Here is a 17,754-nt window from a genome sequence, read left to right as displayed (position 1 = left end):
TTCACCCTAACTGCCGGACGCGTCCGGCTTGGTGACGCGTCCGCTTTCGGGCGAACGGCGCTGGTGCGGTGAAGTGTCCGGCTGAACTCCGACGCGCCGACACCGCGCCGGCACCGCGCGTTCACCTGCGCCTGCTGCCATCGGGGCGGAAGGGAGGAGCCATGGGTCCAGCTGCTCGCCGCCACGTCGTCGTGGTCCTGCTCGTCGCGTACGTCCTGCTGCTCCTCTTCGGCCACCGGGTGCTCGGCAGCGGTGCAGGGGTCGCGGTGCTCGTCGGCAGCTTCGTCGTCGGGTTCGCCTGGCTGCTCCTCCTCGTCGCGCCGTGGGCTGCCCGGGGACGGCCTCGCCGGCATCCGTGATCGGCCGGCTGCCCGGCCCTAGGGTGGGGGCGTGGGTGTCGAGCACCGGCCGAACCGGATCATCCTCGTGCGTCACGGCGAGTCCCTCGCCAACGTCGACGACACGATCTACGAGACGGTGCCCGACCACCGGATCGGCTTGACCGCCAAGGGGATCGAGCAGGCGCAGGCCACCGGCGCCGCAGTCCGCACGATCCTCGACGGCGACCGCGTCGACGTCTACGTCTCGCCGTACCTGCGCACCCGCCAGACGCTCGAGGCGATGGCCCTGCCCGTCGCCGACCGGGACGTCCGCGTGGAACCCCGTCTGCGAGAGCAGGACTGGGCCAACTTCCAGGACCCCGCGGACATCGCGGAGCAGAAGGCGCTGCGCGACCGCTACGGCCACTTCTACTACCGCTTCAGCCACGGCGAGTCCGGCTCGGACGTCTACGACCGCGTCTCGACCTTCCTCGAGTCGATGTTCCGCAACTTCGAGACCCAGCAGGCGCCGGGCGAGGTCGTCATCGTCACGCACGGCCTGACGATGCGCCTGTTCTGCATGCGGTGGTTCCACTGGAGCGTCGAGTACTTCGAGTCACTCGAGAACCCGGACAACGCCGAGGCCGTCGTGCTGTCCCGGCAGCCGGACTTCCGCTACCGGCTCGAGCGCCCGTTCCGGCAGTGGGACGCGTCGGTCAACCCGACCGAGCGCGAGCGCTCCTCCTGGCTCTGACGCGTCGACCCGGCTCTGACGCGTCGGTGCCCTAGGGTCGGCGGGTGCCGGTGCTGCGAGAGCTGACCCTCGACGACCTCGACGAGCTGCTCGTCGTGCAGCGCGACGGCGCGGTGGCCGGGATGGGCCACTTCTTCCCGCAGGAGACGCACCCGTTCCCGACCGATCGGATCCGCGAACGGTGGACGCGGGAGGTCGAGGGCCCCGACGTCGAGTGCTTCGCCGTCGTGGATGACGGCCGGCTCCGCGGTTTCGCGGCCCTGCGCGGCGCCGAGCTGCTCCACTTCGGCACCGCCGTGGACACGTGGGGGACGGGCCTGGCCGGGCGCGCCCACGACGAGCTGCTCGACCGGCTCCGGGCGGCCGGCCACGCCGAGGCGTCGTTGCGGGTCTTCGACGAGAACGAGCGGGCCGTGCGGTTCTACGCCCGACGCGGGTGGGTGCGCACCGACGTCACCTCACGCTCGTCCTTCGCCCCGTTCCCCGTGCTCCGACGCCTCGAGCGCCGGCTCGACGACGCCTGACCGGCGCAGGACGTCGGCCGCGCCGCCACACCGCGTCACGTGGCGTCGTGTTGCGCCCGAACCACGCGCCGCGCCGCCACACCGCGCCATCTGGCGCCTTGTTGCGGTTGCGGCCGTCAGAGGTACTGGCCGGTGGGGCCGGGGTCGCCGGTCTCGGGCGGGTGCGGGCCGTCCTGCGGGTGCAGCCCGGGCGGCGTGCCGTAGGAGGCGCCGGGGCCGGGCGGCAGGGCGCGCATCTGCTGCAGCTGCTGCTGCGCGGCCATCTGCTGGGCCACGAGTGCCGTCTGGATGCCGTGGAAGAGGCCCTCGAGCCAGCCGACGAGCTGCGCCTGGGCGATCCGCAGCTCGGCGTCGCTCGGCTCGCCGTCGCGGAACGGCAGGGCGATCCGGTCGAGCTCGGCGACGAGCTCCGGGGCGAGGCCGTCCTTGAGCTCCTCGATCGAGCGGTGGTGGATGTCGGCGAGGCGACGCCGGCCGGCGGCGTCGAGCGGGGCGTTGCGCACCTCCTCGAGCAGCTGCTTGATCATCGAGCCGATGCGCATGACCTTGGCCGGCTCCTCGACGAGGTCGGCCGGGTTGGCCGGCTCGCGGTCCTCGCGATCGTGGCCGCGGCGCTCGCCGGAGCCGTCCGACGCGTCGCCGACCGGCGTGGCGGAGACGCCCATGCCGTCGGGGGTCACGACGACGACGCGCTGCTCGTCGACCGCCGCGACCGAGTCGCTGCCCGGGTCCGTGCTCGAGCTGGTGGTGGCTGCGTCGTCACTCATGCCGACCATCCTGCCTCACGGCCACGGGGTGGGGCCCGCGCGTCCCCCGTCGGTTCGCGCGGGCCCCGGTCCTCGGGGCAGGGCTGCGGTCAGGTGGTCCGGCGGACCACGACCGGCGCCGTGCGGATCGACGCCCACGCCAGCGCCCCCGCCACGACCGGCACGAGCAGCACGGGCAGCAGGATCTGCAGCCACGGCACCACCAGGGGCGCGACGGCGACGGTCTCGCCGGACTCCAGGGTCCGCGTCAGCAGGACGTGGGCGAGCCCCAGCCCGGGCGGCAGGCCCACCAGGAGGCCGAGGACGGCCCCGAGCAGCGCCAGATAGCCCGCCTGGGCTCCGGCAAGGGCTCGGCGGGTGCGACGGGTGGCTCCCACGGCCGCCAGCGTGCCGAGGAGTGGTGCGTTCTCGGCCTGGCCCAGCGCGGTGGCGATGAGCGTCGCTACGAGCATGACGAGACCGATGACTCCGAAGACGACGGCCAGGGCGAGAGCGTCATCGCGCTGGTGTCCCCGTTCGACGACGAACTCCGCGTCGGACTGCACGGCCCTGACGGCATCATTCAGCCGACCCTCGAGGTCTCGGCTGATCCCGCCGTCCGCCCGCGCCAGGACCCCAGCTGGACCGGTCCGGATCCCGAGCCGTGCGGCGGTGCTCGTCGTGATGACCGCCCCGGGCACGTCGTAGAGGCGGACGATGCGGGTCCACTGGTCCATGGAGAGGTGCACGACCGGCACCCGCAGCGTGGTGACGGCGGCGGGCGCCGGCGTGACGAGACCGCCGTTCGCGTCGGAACGGACCGTCCACCGCGCGAAGGTCGCGACGTCACCGGTCTCGTCGAGCACGACCGGTCGGACGTGGTCGACGTCGCGGAGCAGGGACGGGGCCGTGCTCGGAAGGGGCAGGCCGCGCACGGCCTCGGGGTCGACGACCGCGACCGCGCCACGATCGAGAGCCTGCCGCTGGTCCGGCGTGAGGGACAGGAAGGGCGACAGCTGGTCGAGGGAGGCGACGACGAGCGAGGCCCCCGGCACGTCGCGACTGAAGGTCGCGACCGTCTGGCACCGCGCGTCGGGCCGCGTGGCCACATCGCCACCCACCAGCTGGGGGAGTGTTGCAGCGAGCGAGCACCCGGGCCGTTGGGCGACCACGGCGACGTCGGCGCTGTCGGTGTCCGGTCCGGCGTCCGAGGTCGTTCGGAGGACGAGGGGGTGGACCGAGGCGTCGGTGCTGCTGATGACCTCGGCGAGCTCGTCGATGCGCGAGCCCGACATCCCCCACGTGACCTGAGCCTGCCCGGTCCGCACGGTCGGGGAGTACTGGGCGGCCGCCCGGGCATCGTCCGCCTGGAGCCCGATGCACACCACCGTCAGTGCCGAGGCTCCTGCCATGATCGCCGCGACCGTGGGCGTTGCGCGACCTCGCTGGCGGCCGGCCTGCCGGGCCGCCATCCGGACGGGCAGCGACGCGGGCTGGGCCAGCCGGGACCCGAGGCTCAGCGTGAGGGGAACGAGGAACAGGGAGCCGACGACCACCGCCAGGGATCCGCCGGCGAAGAGCAGGAACTCCTGCGTCGGTCGTCGGGTGGCGGCCCAGGTGATGAGGAGCGAGCCGGCGACGACGAGGATCACCCCCACCACGGGGACCCGGCGTCGCAGTCGTGGTGAGACGCTCTGCCCGCGCAGCACGGACACGACGTCGAGCCGTCCGAGGCCCCGGCTCGGCACGAGCGCCGCGACCACGGAGCTGGTCACGGCCGCGAGAGCCACGAGGCCGACGCTGCCCCAGTTGACCTGGAGCGGTCCCCACAACAGGTCGGGTCGCAGCCACCGGGTCACGACGACCGCACCGACACCGCCCACGACGCCGGCCAGGGCACCCACGACTGCCGAGAGGACGCCGAGCACCAGGGCTTGGCCGAGGACGGCTCGGCGCAGCTGCTGCCTGGGCGCGCCGTTGGACGCTGCGAGCGCCAGGGTGTGGCGCTGGCGCGCGGCGCTGACGGCGAACGCGGGCCCCGCGAGCAGGGTGGTCAGGGTGATGAGGCCCACCGTGGCGAGCGCGGTCAGCAGGGCGACGTCGGAGCGCGGGGTGCCGCCCCCGCGTCGGGTCATGGTCTCGGGGTGTTCGGCGACGTAGCGGCTGAAGACGCCGATGCCGTAGGTGTTGAGCCGCTCCACCTCGCCCCAGCTGACTGGCCGGTCCCGGACGACGAGCCACTGTCGGTTGGCGTACTCGGACTCGACGGACGTGGTCACGAGCTCGACCGGGAGCACGGAGGAGGCGCCCTGGACGTCGTAGCCCCGCCCCGTGCCGACGACGGTGACGACCTTCTCGGCGCCTTCGCCGTCCGGGCCGACGGTGCGCACGCCCACGGTCCCGGACGTGGGCAGTCCGAGCTCCACGCCCTGTGGGGTGACAACGGCCTCGTCCGGCCCGGTCGGCCACCGTCCGGAGGTGAGCGAGACGCGGGCCCCGAGCACCTCGGGCGCCGGAGTCGTGCCCAGCGCGTGGCCGGAGAGGAAGTGTGACCCGACGCGGAAGGTCGCAGGCGCCGTGGTGACCTCGTGCACCCGAGCCCCGAGCAGGCGGGCCAGGGCGGTCCCCTCGGTGCCCTTGGCCATGCCGGGGACCTGGCGAGAGGGCGGCGGTTCGCCGGGGGTGGGGTCGCCCCACTCGGACGGGTCGACGAGCTGCTGGACCTGGATCGGCTGCGGTGGCAGCAGGTAGGCCTGACTCGTTCCCAGCTGGAACGGCAGCCGCTCAGCCGCGTCGACGTCGTCGGTGAACCACAGGGTGGTCGCCGCGGTGAGCAGCAGCACCGGCAGCCCGACGAGGATGACGACGAGCAGGCTGCGGCCACGGTGGCGTCGGACGTCGCGGCGCGCCATCCGCAGCGACACCCGCCAGCCGGCGCGCCAGCGGTCGAGGCGGCCCGCGTCGTGGCCGCCCGTCTCGGTCCTGGCCACCTCAGCGGGCCTCGGCCAGAAGGGACTCCGCGCTGTCGGCAGAGCCGGTCTCGTCGACGATGACGCCGTCGCGCAGGAACACGACGCGGTCGGCCCAGGCGGCATGACGCGCCTCGTGGGTGACGAGCAGGCCCGCAGCACCGGCGTCGCAGCGCTGCCGCAGCACCTTGAGGACGCCCTCGCCGGTGTGCGAGTCGAGGGCCCCGGTGGGTTCGTCGGCGAGCACGAGCGTCCGTTCGCCGACGAGGGCGCGCGCGATGGCGACGCGCTGCTGCTGGCCACCGGACATCTGGTCGGGGTAGCGGTCGGCGAGCTCGCGCAGCTTCAGCTGGTCGAGGGCGTCGAGGGCTTGGGTGCGGGCGCGCCGCACCGACCACCCGTCGAGCTCGAGGGGCAGCCCGATGTTCTCGGCGGCGGTGAGGCTCGGGATGAGGTTGAGGTCCTGGAAGACGAAGCCGATGGACCGGCGCCGCAGCGCCGCCAGGCCCGACGCGTCGAGCGAGGCGACGTCGACGCCCTGGACGACGACGCGTCCGCTCGTCGCCCGGTCGAGGCCGCCGGCGAGGTTGAGCAGGCTCGACTTGCCGGAGCCCGAGGGGCCCATGACGGCGACGAGCTCGCCGCGGGTCACGGTGAGCGAGGCGTGGCTCAGGGCGACGACCTCGGTCTCGCCCGAGCCGTGCACCCGCGAGACGTCGTCGAGCACGAGGACGGGAGCGTCGGCGGTCACGACCGTGCCCCCTTCCCGGCCGGCGCTGCTTCGGGCGCATCGGGCGCATCGGGCGTATCGGACGCATCGGCCTCCGCGTCGCCCCGGCGTCGGAGCGAGGCCGGCGGCATCCGGGTGATCGTCGCCTCGACGTGGTCGAGCCAGCGCACCTCGGACTCGGCGGCGAAGAGGAGGTTCTCGAGGACGAGGAGCCACGCGAGGTCGTTCGCGTCGGGCTCGTCGCTCGCGCGGCTCTTGAGGCGGGTGAGGTCGCGCAGGTGCCGCAGCGTCGCGGTGCGCTGCGTCTGTACGACGCGGGGGACGTCGACGCCGGGAGACGTGACGGCGAGCGCCAGCTTGATGACGAGCTCGTCGCGTGGCGTCGAGTCGCGGGCGACCGGGGTCAGCCACCACGACGCGATGGCCTCGCGGCCCGCGTCGGTGAGCCGGTAGGCGATGCGGCCTTCGTCGTCGGCGCCCCCGACGGCCTCGACGAGCCCGTCGCGCTCGAGCCGGGCGAGGGTCGTGTAGACCTGCCCGACGTTGAGCGGCCACGTGCCGCCGGTGCGTGCCTCGAACTCGCTGCGCAGCCGGGCGCCGTACATCGGCTCCTCGGCGAGCAGCGCGAGCAGACCTTGCTTGACGGACATCTCCGCCTCCCCTGAATACTCGGTATCCCCTGTGGTGTGGTGAATGTATACCGAGTATCAAGGGCGTGCAAGGAGGCGCAGGACGACCGGTCAGCGGGCCCCGGCCGTGGCGAACCACGGGTGGTGGAGGTCGTGGTAGCTGACGTCGGTCATGAGGGAGGACATCTCGTCCATCATCTGCTGCCCGTCGGGCGGAGGCGTCTGGGCCTCGCCCTCGCGCGCGGCGCTCTCGGTCGTGAACGCGATGGTCTGGGTGAAGAAGCCGCTGCGGTCGATGGCGATGGTGCCGCCGATGATCTCCGGCCGCATCTCGTGCAGCCGGTCCATCGGCTGCTCCATCATGTGCCGGAACCTGTCGGCGTCGCTGAGCTGGCCCTGGATCACCTGGACGAAACCGGCGTCGTCGCGGCCGCCGTCGAGCATCATCGTCACGTCGTCGCAGTCGTGGAAGGTGACGTCGCCGTCGAAGAGCTTCGACGTCTCCTGCCACCACGCGCCCTGCTCCGCGCGGTTCGAGTTCTGCTCGGCCGCCTCCTTGGAGTCGAAGCGGACGACGCCGACGAACTCGCCGTCGTCGGTCACGCCGTACGTGCCGCCGAGCCAGCCGGTCGCGCCGGGCTCGAGCTCCTCGCGCCACCGGTCCATCTGCCGGTGGAGGGCGTCGGCGTCGGTGCACCTGCCCTGGATGACCTGGATGAACACCTGGGGACCTCCCGTCGGTCGGGGGCCGCTTCCTGGCGAAGTGGTCCACCTGTCGACGGTACGCCGGGGCGACGGGGGCGTCACCGGGACGAGTCGGACTCGGTCGGATCGTCCCGGGCCGCAGGCGGACCCGCGGTTGCGGGGCCGCTCAGGTGGTGAGCAGCACCTTGCCGATGTGCCCCGACGCCTCGAGCTCGCGGTGCGCGCCGGCGGCCTGCTCGAGCGGGAACCGGCCGTGGATGACGGGCCGGACCACGCCCGACTCGACGAGCGGCCACACGTGCTCGCGGACCGCGGCGACGATGGCTGCCTTCTCGGTGGCCGGGCGCGCGCGCAGGCTCGTGGCGATGACGGCGCCGCGCTTGGCGAGCAGCTGGCCGAGGTCGAGCTCGCCGGTGCGCCCGCCCTGCAGGCCGATCGTGACGAGGCGGCCGTTGACCGCGAGCACGTCGACGTTGCGGGCCAGGTACTTGGCCCCCATGTTGTCGAGGATGACGTCGGCGCCGTGGCCGTTCGAGCCGGCGCGGACCTCCTCGACGAAGTCCTGCTCCCTGTAGTTGACGAGCACCTCGGCGCCGAGCTCGCGGCACGCGTCGAGCTTGGCCTGCGACCCGGCGGTGACGGCCACGTGGGCGCCGACGGCCTTGGCCAGCTGGATCGCCATGGTGCCGATGCCCGAGCTGCCGCCGTGGACGAGGAGCCACTGGCCGGGCTGGATGTTCGCCGTGAGGAAGACGTTGGACCACACGGTGCACGCGACCTCGGGCAGGCCCGCCGCGTCGACGAGGTCGACCCCCTTCGGCACGGGCAGCAGCTGGCCCGCCGCGACGACGACCTGCTCGGCGTACCCGCCGCCCTCGAGCAGCGCGCAGACCTCGTCGCCGACCGACCAGCCGGTGACGCCCGCGCCGAGGGCGGCGACGCGTCCGCTGACCTCGAGCCCGGGCAGCTCGCTCGCGCCCTTCGGCGGTGGGTAGTGGCCCATCCGCTGCATGACGTCGGCACGGTTGACGCCGGCGGCGACGACGTCGACGAGCACCTGGCCGGGCCCGGCCACCGGGGCGGGCACCTCGGCGGGGACGAGGGCGTCGGCGTCTCCGAACTCGGGGATCGTGATGGCGCGCATGGTGTCGAGCCTAGCGACGCGGCCGCGCGCTCAGCGGGCCGGGCTGAGGCGTCGGGCGACGTCGTCGGCGGCCGACCTGGCGCGAGCGACGAGCTCGGCGACGTGCTCGGGGGAGGCCTCCGCCGTGCGGAAGGTGACGGCGATCGCCGCGAGGGGACGCCCGCCGCGGCCGAGGACCGGCACGGCGACCGAGGAGAGGTCGGGCGTCACGGTGCCCTCTTCGCGGGCGTGGCCGTCGGCCCGGGCGCGGGTCAGGACGCCCTTCAGCTCCGCGAGCGAGCGCGGCCCGGTGCTGTGACGCTGCGTGAACGCCCCGCGGTCGGGGTAGAGGGCGCGCACCTGTGTGGCCGGGAGCGCAGCGAGCATCGCGAGGCCCGACGCCGTGAGGTGGGCCGGCAGTCGGACCCCGACGTCGGTGACGAGCATCGGCTGCCCGGGCGCCCGCTCCTCCAGCAGGTAGATGACGTCCCGGCCGTCGAGCGTCGCGAAGTGGGCGTTGCGCCCCGACCGGTCGACGAGGCGTCGCATCGGTCCGCGGGCCACGCGTGCGAGGGGTGCCTGGCGCTGGTAGGCCGACCCGAGCTCGTAGGCGGCCTGGCCGAGCCCGTAGCGGCGCTCCTCGACGTAGTGGGTCACGTAGCCGCGCTCGAGGAGCACCTTGAGCAGGTGGTAGACCGAGCTGCGGGGCAGGCCGAGGTCACGGGCGATCGACGCCGCGGGCACCGGTTCGGCGTGGCGTGACAGGTGCTCGAGCACATCGAGCGCGTTGGCGGCGGCCGGGGCGTTCGACACGCGTCCACCACCTCCTCCGGGGCCGGGTGCGAGGCCGGCGAACGTCTCGCATCCGAGACGATTGTGCTCCCCGGAACGCGTTCGCACCAGTCGGGACGCGGTTCCATGGAGCCATGAACGCAGCGCTGCCCGGTTCCCCCTCGGTCGCCCCCGCCCTGGTGTCCGCCGTCCTCACCGTCACCGTCGGAACCGGACCGCTCACCATCGACGAGGTCGTCGCCGTGGCCCGCCACGGCGCGCGCGTCGAGCTCTCGCAGGAGGCGCAGGCCGAGATCGCGCGCAGCCGCTCCGTCGTGGAGGCCCTGGCCGACGACCCGATCCCGCACTACGGCGTGTCCACCGGCTTCGGCGCCCTCGCGACGCGGCACATCCCCACCGACCTGCGCGCCCAGCTGCAGCGCTCCCTCGTGCGCTCGCACGCCGCCGGCACCGGCGACGAGGTCGAGCGCGAGGTCGTGCGCGCGCTCATGCTGCTGCGCCTGTCGACCCTCGCCACCGGCCGAACCGGCGTGCGCCTCGAGACCGCACGTGTCTACGCGGCGGTGCTGTCCGCCGGAATCACCCCCGTCGTCCACGAGTACGGCTCGCTCGGCTGCTCGGGCGACCTCGCCCCGCTGTCGCACTGCGCGCTCGCCGTCATGGGCGAGGGCCCGGTCCGCCTCGCCGACGGCACGCTGGCCGACGCCGCGGCTGCCTTGCGTGACAACGGGATCGAGCCGATCGTCCTTGCCGAGAAGGAGGGTCTCGCCCTCATCAACGGCACCGACGGCATGCTCGGCATGCTCTGCCTCGCCATCGACGACCTGCGCCACCTGCTCAAGGTCGCCGACGTGTCGGCGGCCATGAGCGTCGAGGGCCTGCTCGGCACCGACGATGTGTTCGCCGCCGACCTCCACGCACTGCGTCCGCACCCCGGCCAGGCTGCCGCAGCCGCGAACATCCTTGCGGTCATGGCGAGCTCGCCGATCCGCGAGTCGCACCGCACCGAGGAGTGCACCCGCGTGCAGGACGCGTACTCGCTGCGCTGCGCGCCCCAGGTCCACGGCGGCGCCCGGGACACCGTCGAGCACGCCGTCCGCGTCGCGTCGGCCGAGCTGGCCTCCGCCGTCGACAACCCCGTCGTGACGCCGGACGGGCGCGTCGAGTCCAACGGCAACTTCCACGGTGCCCCGGTCGCCTACGTCCTCGACTTCCTCGCCATCGTCGCCGCCGACGTCGCCTCGATGGCCGAGCGCCGCACCGACCGCTTCCTCGACGCCGCCCGCAACCACGGGCTGCCGCCGTTCCTCGCCGATGACCCCGGCGTCGACTCCGGCCTCATGATCGCCCAGTACACGCAGGCCGCGATGGTCTCGGAGATGAAGCGCCTCGCCGTTCCGGCGTCGGTCGACTCCATCCCGAGCTCGGCCATGCAGGAGGACCACGTGTCGATGGGCTGGTCGGCGGCGCGCAAGCTGCGCCGGTCGGTCGACGCGCTCGGCCGCGTCCTCGCCGTCGAGCTGCTCACGGCGGCCCGCGGCATCCAGCTGCGCGCCCCGCTGACGCCGGCCCCGGCGTCGGCCGCCGCCATCTCCGCCCTCGACGCGGTCGCCACGACGGCCCCGGGCCCCGACCGTTTCCTCGCGCCCGACATCGAGGGCGCCCACACCGCGGTGGTCGACCGCTCGGTCCTCGCCGCCGTCGAGGCCGTCACCGGCCCCCTGAACTGACCCCCACCCCGCCGACCCCAACCCCCCCCAACCGTCGAGAGGCCACGTTCGGTGGTCTCGATGAGGTCGAAAGGCCACCAGAGGTGGCCACTCGACCGCCGAGAGGCAACCAAACGTGGCCACTCGACGGTTGGAAGAGAAACGAGAAGGGAACCCGCCATGGAAGGTGCACGCCCCGTCCGCGCCGCGCGCGGCACGCAGCTGACCGCGCAGTCGTGGGCCACCGAGGCCCCGCTGCGGATGCTCATGAACAACCTCGACCCCGAAGTGGCCGAGCGCCCCGACGACCTCGTCGTGTACGGCGGCACCGGCCGCGCCGCGCGCGACTGGAAGTCCTTCGACGCCATGGTCCGCACCCTGACGACCCTCAAGCAGGACGAGACGATGCTCGTCCAGAGCGGCCGCCCGGTCGGCGTCATGCAGACCCACGAGTGGGCGCCGCGCGTGCTGATCGCCAACTCCAACCTCGTCGGCGACTGGGCCACCTGGCCCGAGTTCCGCCGCCTCGAGCACCTCGGCCTGACGATGTACGGGCAGATGACCGCCGGCTCCTGGATCTACATCGGCACCCAGGGCATCGTCCAGGGCACCTACGAGACCTTCGCCGCGGTGGCCGAGAAGCGCTTCGGTGGCACCCTCGCCGGCACGCTCACCCTCACCGGCGGCTGCGGCGGCATGGGCGGCGCGCAGCCGCTCGCCGTCACCCTCAACGACGGCGCCTGCCTCATCGTCGACGTCGACCCCGCGCGCCTGCACCGCCGCGTCGAGCACCGCTACCTCGACGAGGTCGCCGACAACCTCGACGACGCGGTCGAGAAGGCCCTGGCCGCCAAGCGCGAACGTCGCGGCTGGTCGGTCGGCGTCGTCGGCAACGCCGCCGAGGTGTTCCCCGAGCTGCTGCGCCGCGGCGTCGAGATCGACATCGTCACCGACCAGACCTCGGCTCACGACCCGCTGTCCTACCTGCCCGAGGGCGTCGCCCTCGAGGACTGGGCCGAGTACGCCGAGAAGAAGCCGGAGGACTTCACCGACCGCGCCCGCGCCTCGATGGCCAAGCACGTCAAGGCCATGGTCGAGTTCCAGGACGCCGGTGCCGAGGTCTTCGACTACGGCAACTCGATCCGCGACGAGGCCCGCCAGGGCGGCTACGACCGCGCCTTCGAGTTCCCCGGTTTCGTGCCGGCCTACATCCGCCCGCTCTTCTGCGAGGGCAAGGGCCCGTTCCGCTGGGCCGCGCTCTCGGGCGACCCCAAGGACATCGCGGCCACCGACAAGGCCGTCCTCGACCTCTTCCCCGACAACGACCGCCTGCACAAGTGGATCCGCGGCGCGCAGGAGCGGATCGCCTTCCAGGGCCTGCCTGCCCGCATCTGCTGGCTGGGCTACGGCGAGCGCGACAAGGCCGGCCTCGCCTTCAACGAGCTCGTCCGCACCGGCGAGGTCAGTGCCCCGATCGTCATCGGTCGCGACCACCTCGACTCCGGCTCGGTGGCCAGCCCCTACCGCGAGACCGAGTCCATGGCCGACGGCTCCGACGCCATCGCCGACTGGCCGCTGCTCAACGCGCTCGTCAACACGAGCTCGGGCGCGTCGTGGGTGTCGATCCACCACGGCGGCGGCGTCGGCATCGGCCGCAGCCTGCACGCCGGCCAGGTCTCCCTCGCCGACGGCACCGACCTCGCCGCGCAGAAGCTGGCCCGCGTGCTGACCAACGACCCCGGCATGGGCGTCATCCGGCACGTCGACGCCGGCTACGAGATCGCCGACCAGGTCGCCCGCGAGCGGGGCGTCCGCATCCCCATGCAGGAGAGCTGACGCGCCGTGACGAGGCGCCGCGCGGCCACCCGCGCCGGCTCCAGCAGCTCGCGCCACGACTCCGGGTCGTCGTCGGTGGTGCTCCCTCCGCCGGCGACGGCCCGGGCCACCACGCTCGGGCACGCCGACGCGTCGCGGGCTGCCTCAGCGGTCCTTGCGGACCTCCTCGTCGGAGATGTCGGCGACGGTCGCGTCGAACACGCGGATGACGTCGTCGCCCGCGACCGTCAGGCCGACGCCGTGCTCGCCGCCGCCGATCGAGATGCGGCGCCCCACGAGGTGGCTGTCGGCGATGACGGGCAGGGCCGTGGCGGACCCGAACGGGGTGATGGTGCCGCGCTCGTAGCCCGTGACGGCCTTCGCGGCGTCGGCGTCGGGCATCGAGATGCGGTTGGTGCCGAGCAGGGCGCGCACCTTGGCCCACGAGAACGTGCGGTCGCCGGGCACGAGGACGAAGACGTGGTCGTCCTCCGCCCGGCGCACCACGAGCGTCTTGATGAGGTCGCGCGGCTCGATGCCCCGGGCGGCCGCGGCCTCCTCGAGGCTGCGCACCCGGCCGTGCCGCGTGGCCGTGAACTCGATGCCCGCGGCGCGCGCGGCGTCGACCGCTGGCGTGCGGATCTCCTCGGACTCACTACGCTCGGCGGTGTCATCACGGTCAGGGGTGTCTCGGGCGGCGTCGGAGGACATGTTCGACAGCCTAGTTTTCGAAGGTCGGGTGCACGGCACCGGCGACGCAGGACTGACGCAGGAATGACGAGGTGACGAGGTGACGACGAGCTTCGACCGGATGTGGGCCGACCTCCAGCCGGTGGGCCGGCACGAGGGGACCGGTGGGTACCGGCGCTATGCGTGGACCCGCACCGACGACGACCTCCGCGAGTGGTTCGCCGCCGAGTGCCGGGCCCGCGGGCTCGCGGTCGTCGAGGACCGCGCCGGCAACCAGTGGGCCTGGTGGGGCGACCCCGACACGACCCCGGGCGTCGTCATCGGCTCGCACCTCGACTCGGTGCCCGACGGCGGCGCCTTCGACGGCCCGCTCGGGGTCGTCAGCGCCCTCGCAGTGGTCGACGACCTGCGGGCGGCCGGGGTCGAGAAGCCCGACGTGCCCCTCGGCGTCGTCAACTTCGTCGACGAGGAGGGCGCCCGCTTCGGCGTCGCCTGCGCCGGGTCGCGCCTCATCACCGGCGAGCTCGACGCCGACCGCGCCCGCGGGCTCGCCGACGGTGACGGCGTCACGATGGCCGAGGCCTGGCAGAAGGCCGGCCGCGACCCGGTCGCGATGGGGCCCGACCCCGAGGCCGTCCGCCGCGTCGGCCGCTTCGTAGAGCTGCACATCGAGCAGGGCAAGGCACTCGCGCTCGCTCCCGACGGCACCGACGACCTCTCCGACGACGCGCGTGCCGTGGCCATCGGCACCGACATCTGGCCGCACGGCCGCTGGCGCATCGACCTGCCCGGCGAGGCCAACCACGCCGGCACGACCCGCCTCGAGGACCGCCGCGACGCGATGATCGCCCTCGCCGACGTGGTCCACGCCGCCCGGTCGTACGCGACGGCGCTCGGCTGCGTCGCCACGGTCGGCAAGCTCGTCGTCGAGCCGGGCGGCGTCAACGCCGTGCCGAGCCACGTCACGGCGTGGCTCGACGCCCGCGGCCGCTCCGAGCACGCGGTGCGCGCCGTCGTCGAGGCGGTCGGTGCCGACGCCATGCGCACCGGCGGTGAGACGACCATCGAGTCGTGGACGCCGCCGACGACCTTCGACGCCGGACTGCTCGACGAGCTACGGGACGTCCTGCCCGACGCGCCGCTCCTCGGCACCGGTGCGGGCCACGACGCGGGCATTCTCGCCACCCACGGCGTTCCGTCGGCCATGCTGTTCGTGCGCAACCCCACCGGGGTGTCGCACTCGCCGAAGGAGTCGGCCTACCTCGACGACTGCCACCACGGCGTCAGCGCCCTCACCGCTGTGGTCTCTGCCCTCACCACCCGGAAGGACACCCCTCGATGACTTCGTTCTGGTGCGAGAGCGCTTGGCTGACAGGTGGTTTCGCCCACCGTGTCCGGCTGGTCACCGCCGACGGCTACTTCAAGGAGGTGCTCGTCGACGCCGACCCCGAGCCGGGCGACGTCCGCCTCCCGGGAGTCACGCTGCCCGGCATGGCCAACACGCACAGCCACGCCTTCCACCGGGCGCTCCGCGGGCGCGTCAACGGTGGCGGCGGCAACTTCTGGAGCTGGCGCGAGCAGATGTACGCCGCCGCCGAGAAGCTGAACCCCGACACGTACTTCACGCTCGCGCGGGCGGTCTTCGCCGAGATGGTGCAGGCCGGGTTCACCGTCGTCGGCGAGTTCCACTACGTGCACCACCGGCCGGGCGGCCACGCCTACCGCGACCCCAACGCCATGGGCCTGGCCGTGCGTCAGGCCGCCGAGGAGGCCGGTATCCGCCTCACCCTCCTCGACACGTGCTACCTCGAGGGCGGCCTCAACGGTGGCGGGCACGTCGAGCTGCACCCCGGGCAGCTGCGGTTCAGCGACGGCACCGTCGACGCGTGGGCGGAGCGGATGGCCTCGCGCCCCGGCCCGACCGACCGCGTACGGCTCGGCGCCGCGATCCACTCGGTGCGCGCCGTGCGCCGCGAGGACCTGCCCAAGGTCGTGGAGGCCACCGGCGACCTGCCGCTGCACGTGCACCTGTCCGAGCAGCCGGGGGAGAACCTCGCCTGCCAGATGTACTACGGCTGCACGCCCACCGAGCTGCTCGACGGCGCCGGCGCGCTCGGACCCGACCTCACGAGCATCCACGCGACGCACCTCACCGAGCACGACGTCGAGCTGCTCGGCGGCACCGGCACCGGCGCATGCATCTGCCCGACGACCGAGCGCGACCTCGCCGACGGCCTCGGGCTGTCGCGGGCCCTGCACGACGCCGGCAGCCCGATCTCGCTCGGCTCGGACCAGAACGTCATCATCGACCCCTTCGTCGAGCTGCGCGGCATCGAGATGCACGAGCGGCTCCTGACCAACGAGCGCGACCGCTTCTCGGCCAACGACCTGCTCCTCGCTGCCTCGTTCAACGGCTACCGGGCCCTCGGCTGGTCCGACGGCGGCCACCTGAGCAAGGGCGCCCTCGCCGACTTCGTCACGGTACGCACCGACACGGTGAACACGGCGGGGTCCAACCACGACCAGATCATCTACTCGTGCGTGGCCTCCGACGTGTCGACGGTCGTCGTCGGCGGTGAGGTCGTCGTCAGCGACGGGCGGCACCGCATCGGCGACGTCGGCCGCCTCCTCGGAGGTGCCATCGAGCGCCTCAGTGCCGGGGTGCCGGGCGGTGTGCACGGCGGGGTGCACGCGTGAGCGTGCTCCTCACCGGGATCGCCGAGCTGACGACGAACGACCCCGCGGTCTCGGACTCGTTCTCGGCACAGGCAGACCCGGGTGACCGGCTGCTCGGCGTCATCCGCGACGCCGCGGTGGTCGTGTCCGCCGACGGCGTGCTCGAGTGGGTGGGACGCTCGGCCGACGCGCCGCCCGCCGACGCGTCACGCGACCTCGGCGGTCGGGCGGTGATCCCCGGTTTCGTCGACTCGCACACGCACCTCGTCTTCGCCGGCGACCGCTCGGCGGAGTTCGCGGCGCGGATGACGGGCACGCCCTACGACGGCGGCGGCATCCGGGTGTCCGTCGAGGCGACGCGGGCCGCCTCCGACGACGAGCTGCTCGCCCTCGTGCGCGGCCGCGTCGCCGAGATGCGGGCACAGGGCACGACGACCGTCGAGATCAAGAGCGGCTACGGCCTGACGCTCGAGGACGAGGTGCGGGCGCTTCGCATCGCGCGCGAGGTGACGCCGCACACGACGTTCCTCGGCGCCCACGTCGTGCCCCCGGAGTACGCGTCCGACCGGTCGGCCTACGTCGACCTCGTTGCCGGCCCGATGCTCGATGCCGTTGCGCCGCAGGGCGGCCCGGCTCTTGCCGAGAGCATCGACGTGTTCTGCGAGCCGCACTCGGCGCACGCCTTCGACGGCGAGGAGTCGCGTACGGTCCTGAACGCCGGCCGCGACCGGGGTCTGCGGCTCCGCGTCCACGGCAACCAGCTCGGCCACGGACCCGGCGTCCGGCTCGCCTGCGAGCTCGGCGCGGCGAGCGTCGACCACTGCACCTACCTCGACCACGCCGACGTCGATGCCCTGGTGGACGCGCGTGGCACGACGGTCGCGACGCTCCTGCCCGGCGTCGAGTTCTCGACCCGCTCGCCCTACCCCGACGCCCGCCGGCTCCTCGACGCCGGCGTCGACGTCGCGCTCGCCTCGGACTGCAACCCGGGCACGTGCTACTCCTCGTCGATGCCGTTCGCCATCGCGCTCGCCGTGCGCGAGATGGGGATGACCCCGGCCGAGGCGCTGCACGCGGCCACGGCGGTGTCGGCGCGCTCGCTCGGCCTCGACCGACGCGTCGCCCCCGGGCAGCCCGCCGAGCTCGCCGTCATCGACGGTCCGAGCCACCTGCACCTGTCCTACCGCGCCGGCGTCCCCATCGTCCGAGCCCTCGACCCCTGAGGGGACCCCCGTCACGATCGAGTGAGCACGCAGTCCCACGCGTCACACGCGTGGTGTGACGGGTGGGACGAACTGCTCACTCGATGGGAAGGGGAGGGGAGACGTGAGGGAGGGAAAGTGAGGGGCGACGGCGCCTCCGTCAGCCTGCGGCATCCTCCGGGTGCTCGCACTTGAGGACGGACCCCGGGCCGGGGTGGATGAGGCCGGTGTGGCCGTCGGACCACTCGACGACGTACGGCGGGCCGCCACCCTCGCCCTTGACCTCGCGGATCACGCCGGTCCGCGTCGTCTGGCCGACGTGCTCGGCCGCCATCGTGATGCGGTCGCCCACCTTGGCGTCCATGGGTCC

The 17,754-nt window shown here is 73.5% G+C and carries 18 protein-coding genes; 8 read left to right on the top strand and 10 right to left on the bottom strand.

Annotated elements, in window-relative coordinates:
• Window positions 1-161: 161 nt before the first annotated feature.
• The 3 genes from AC3A5R_RS13610 to AC3A5R_RS13600 are packed head-to-tail and all read left to right on the top strand — an operon-like array spanning window position 162 to window position 1,598.
• Window positions 162-359 carry a hypothetical protein gene (locus AC3A5R_RS13610; RefSeq protein WP_487621299.1) on the top strand — a complete coding sequence of 66 codons (198 nt, stop codon included), beginning with the start codon at window positions 162-164 and terminating at the stop codon, window positions 357-359.
• A gap of 31 nt (window positions 360-390) precedes the next feature.
• Window positions 391-1,074, top strand: coding sequence for a histidine phosphatase family protein (locus AC3A5R_RS13605; RefSeq protein ID WP_487621298.1), 684 nt, complete (start codon window positions 391-393; stop codon window positions 1,072-1,074).
• Window positions 1,075-1,118: 44 nt separating this feature from the next.
• The gene (locus AC3A5R_RS13600) at window positions 1,119-1,598 is read left to right on the top strand and encodes an N-acetyltransferase family protein (protein WP_487621297.1); all 480 of its coding nucleotides are present in this window, start codon (window positions 1,119-1,121) and stop codon (window positions 1,596-1,598) included.
• A 116-nt stretch (window positions 1,599-1,714) separates the two neighbouring features.
• Here AC3A5R_RS13600 and AC3A5R_RS13595 read toward each other — a convergent pair whose 3' ends face one another.
• The 7 genes from AC3A5R_RS13595 to AC3A5R_RS13565 form a co-directional block, all read right to left on the bottom strand.
• Window positions 1,715-2,365, bottom strand: coding sequence for a bacterial proteasome activator family protein (locus AC3A5R_RS13595; RefSeq protein WP_487621296.1), 651 nt, complete (start codon window positions 2,363-2,365; stop codon window positions 1,715-1,717).
• Between the two features lie 89 nt (window positions 2,366-2,454).
• Complete coding sequence (locus AC3A5R_RS13590; RefSeq protein WP_487621295.1) at window positions 2,455-5,334, bottom strand: FtsX-like permease family protein; 2,880 nt, start codon at window positions 5,332-5,334, stop codon at window positions 2,455-2,457.
• A 1-nt stretch (window position 5,335) separates the two neighbouring features.
• Entirely contained in the window at window positions 5,336-6,064 is a 729-nt protein-coding gene (locus tag AC3A5R_RS13585; RefSeq protein WP_487621294.1) for an ABC transporter ATP-binding protein, read from the bottom strand.
• Window positions 6,061-6,693: a PadR family transcriptional regulator gene (locus tag AC3A5R_RS13580; RefSeq protein ID WP_487621293.1), complete on the bottom strand. Its 633-nt coding sequence runs from the start codon at window positions 6,691-6,693 to the stop codon at window positions 6,061-6,063. Before AC3A5R_RS13580 ends, AC3A5R_RS13585 begins: the two co-directional genes overlap by 4 nt.
• A 90-nt stretch (window positions 6,694-6,783) precedes the next feature.
• Complete coding sequence (locus tag AC3A5R_RS13575; RefSeq protein ID WP_487621292.1) at window positions 6,784-7,395, bottom strand: hypothetical protein; 612 nt, start codon at window positions 7,393-7,395, stop codon at window positions 6,784-6,786.
• A gap of 148 nt (window positions 7,396-7,543) precedes the next feature.
• Window positions 7,544-8,521 (bottom strand): NAD(P)H-quinone oxidoreductase, encoded by a 978-nt coding sequence (locus AC3A5R_RS13570; RefSeq protein ID WP_487621291.1) that lies wholly within the window; start codon window positions 8,519-8,521, stop codon window positions 7,544-7,546.
• 30 nt (window positions 8,522-8,551) lie between these two features.
• A complete protein-coding gene (locus AC3A5R_RS13565) occupies window positions 8,552-9,313 on the bottom strand; it encodes an IclR family transcriptional regulator (RefSeq protein ID WP_487621290.1) in 762 nt (253 codons plus the stop codon).
• A 113-nt stretch (window positions 9,314-9,426) separates the two neighbouring features.
• On the opposite strand from AC3A5R_RS13565, the gene hutH reads away from it, so the two are divergent.
• Window positions 9,427-11,022 carry a histidine ammonia-lyase gene (hutH, locus tag AC3A5R_RS13560; protein ID WP_487621289.1) on the top strand — a complete coding sequence of 532 codons (1,596 nt, stop codon included), beginning with the start codon at window positions 9,427-9,429 and terminating at the stop codon, window positions 11,020-11,022.
• 159 nt (window positions 11,023-11,181) lie between these two features.
• Entirely contained in the window at window positions 11,182-12,837 is a 1,656-nt protein-coding gene (gene hutU / locus AC3A5R_RS13555; RefSeq protein WP_487621288.1) for a urocanate hydratase, read from the top strand.
• On the opposite strand, the gene AC3A5R_RS13550 is transcribed toward hutU, so the two are convergent.
• The gene (locus AC3A5R_RS13550; protein WP_487621287.1) at window positions 12,774-12,947 is read right to left on the bottom strand and encodes a hypothetical protein; all 174 of its coding nucleotides are present in this window, start codon (window positions 12,945-12,947) and stop codon (window positions 12,774-12,776) included. The two genes, hutU and AC3A5R_RS13550, sit on opposite strands and share 64 nt — an antisense overlap.
• A 34-nt stretch (window positions 12,948-12,981) precedes the next feature.
• Window positions 12,982-13,527: an aminoacyl-tRNA deacylase gene (locus AC3A5R_RS13545; RefSeq protein ID WP_487621286.1), complete on the bottom strand. Its 546-nt coding sequence runs from the start codon at window positions 13,525-13,527 to the stop codon at window positions 12,982-12,984.
• A gap of 79 nt (window positions 13,528-13,606) precedes the next feature.
• Here AC3A5R_RS13545 and AC3A5R_RS13540 point away from each other — a divergent pair, with 79 nt between their 5' ends.
• From AC3A5R_RS13540 to hutI, 3 genes are read left to right on the top strand one after another with little or no spacing between them, the layout of a single operon-like run.
• The gene (locus AC3A5R_RS13540; RefSeq protein ID WP_487621285.1) at window positions 13,607-14,848 is read left to right on the top strand and encodes an allantoate amidohydrolase; all 1,242 of its coding nucleotides are present in this window, start codon (window positions 13,607-13,609) and stop codon (window positions 14,846-14,848) included.
• Window positions 14,845-16,203, top strand: coding sequence for a formimidoylglutamate deiminase (locus AC3A5R_RS13535; protein ID WP_487621284.1), 1,359 nt, complete (start codon window positions 14,845-14,847; stop codon window positions 16,201-16,203). The genes AC3A5R_RS13540 and AC3A5R_RS13535 overlap by 4 nt, the downstream gene beginning before the upstream one ends.
• A complete protein-coding gene (gene hutI / locus AC3A5R_RS13530) occupies window positions 16,200-17,405 on the top strand; it encodes an imidazolonepropionase (protein WP_487621283.1) in 1,206 nt (401 codons plus the stop codon). The genes AC3A5R_RS13535 and hutI overlap by 4 nt, the downstream gene beginning before the upstream one ends.
• Before the next feature lie 139 nt (window positions 17,406-17,544).
• Here the strand turns inward: hutI and AC3A5R_RS13525 are convergent, their stop codons facing one another.
• Entirely contained in the window at window positions 17,545-17,748 is a 204-nt protein-coding gene (locus tag AC3A5R_RS13525; RefSeq protein ID WP_323096268.1) for a DUF1918 domain-containing protein, read from the bottom strand.
• Window positions 17,749-17,754 lie beyond the last annotated feature (6 nt).

The organism is Intrasporangium sp. Soil_C_50 (assembly GCF_057656595.1).
The sequence above is the reverse complement of the archived record's forward strand: the minus strand, read 5'-3'. Positions and strand labels throughout refer to the sequence as shown.

Excerpts from the sequence above, each read along its gene's own strand:
- AC3A5R_RS13610 (WP_487621299.1), top strand. The coding sequence starts at position 162 with ATGGGTCCAGCTGCTCGCCGCCACGTCGTCGTGGTCCTGCTCGTCGCG.
- AC3A5R_RS13595 (WP_487621296.1), bottom strand. The coding sequence starts at position 2,365 with ATGAGTGACGACGCAGCCACCACCAGCTCGAGCACGGACCCGGGCAGC.
- AC3A5R_RS13580 (WP_487621293.1), bottom strand. The coding sequence starts at position 6,693 with ATGTCCGTCAAGCAAGGTCTGCTCGCGCTGCTCGCCGAGGAGCCGATG.
- AC3A5R_RS13570 (WP_487621291.1), bottom strand. The coding sequence starts at position 8,521 with ATGCGCGCCATCACGATCCCCGAGTTCGGAGACGCCGACGCCCTCGTC.
- hutH (WP_487621289.1), top strand. The coding sequence starts at position 9,427 with ATGAACGCAGCGCTGCCCGGTTCCCCCTCGGTCGCCCCCGCCCTGGTG.
- hutU (WP_487621288.1), top strand. The coding sequence starts at position 11,182 with ATGGAAGGTGCACGCCCCGTCCGCGCCGCGCGCGGCACGCAGCTGACC.
- AC3A5R_RS13545 (WP_487621286.1), bottom strand. The coding sequence starts at position 13,527 with ATGTCCTCCGACGCCGCCCGAGACACCCCTGACCGTGATGACACCGCC.
- AC3A5R_RS13535 (WP_487621284.1), top strand. The coding sequence starts at position 14,845 with ATGACTTCGTTCTGGTGCGAGAGCGCTTGGCTGACAGGTGGTTTCGCC.
- AC3A5R_RS13525 (WP_323096268.1), bottom strand. The coding sequence starts at position 17,748 with ATGGACGCCAAGGTGGGCGACCGCATCACGATGGCGGCCGAGCACGTC.